This window comes from Xenorhabdus miraniensis, from assembly GCF_002632615.1.
Genome location: NZ_NITZ01000109.1, coordinates 1 through 607 on the forward strand (window position 1 = coordinate 1; position 607 = coordinate 607).

Genomic DNA, 607 nt, shown 5'->3' on the forward strand with positions numbered 1-607 from the left:
CAGAGCCTGTAATTGTTTTTCGTTCATAAATCAACCTTATTTTGATAATAAATTAAACATATCAAGTTAAGGCAAATACACAATTTAATTTACAGGCTCATCAAAAACCACCTCTGCCATATCGTATTTCACATTTTTTATCATCAATAAAACCCTCTATTTTTATTTGTTCTTTATCCAACATGCCAATATCTTCATCCAAAAAAGGATCGCAACCAATTGGCATTCGTTCTAATTTAATTTTTTTATTCTTAGCCATACAAAATAATCTCATATAATAATTTAATATAAATGATAATAAAGCAACCATTTACAATGTAATTTTTGAAATTTTAAAATTAGCACCGAGATAATTTTAATATTCTTCGATGCTATTTTTTCTGAAACAAAAATATAACTAACTATATTAATATCTTACAACTATCATTTAGGATCAGTAGCCCTTTTCGGTGGACCAAGCCTATCCAACTCTGCTAAAATTACTGAAATTTGTTGTTCCCAATCTGCTGGTTTTGAGTTCTTACGTAAAGAAAATATTGATGATTGGCGTTCAAAATCCACTGAGCTGACAGATTCTTTTCCTTGAATCAGATATTTTGCCATAAAA

At 28.5% G+C, this 607-nt stretch carries 1 protein-coding gene and 1 pseudogene; both read right to left on the minus strand.

Annotated features, from left to right (window positions below):
* Nucleotides 1–100: 100 nt before the first annotated feature.
* Nucleotides 101–259: a hypothetical protein gene (locus tag Xmir_RS26055; RefSeq protein WP_167386047.1), complete on the minus strand. Its 159-nt coding sequence runs from the start codon at nt 257–259 to the stop codon at nt 101–103.
* Nucleotides 260–423: 164 nt separating this feature from the next.
* Nucleotides 424–607: pseudogene (locus Xmir_RS26060) on the minus strand (hypothetical protein); the annotation flags it as partial.

Coding starts and splice junctions, on each gene's coding strand:
- Xmir_RS26055 (WP_167386047.1), bottom strand. CDS start 259: ATGGCTAAGAATAAAAAAATTAAATTAGAACGAATGCCAATTGGTTGC.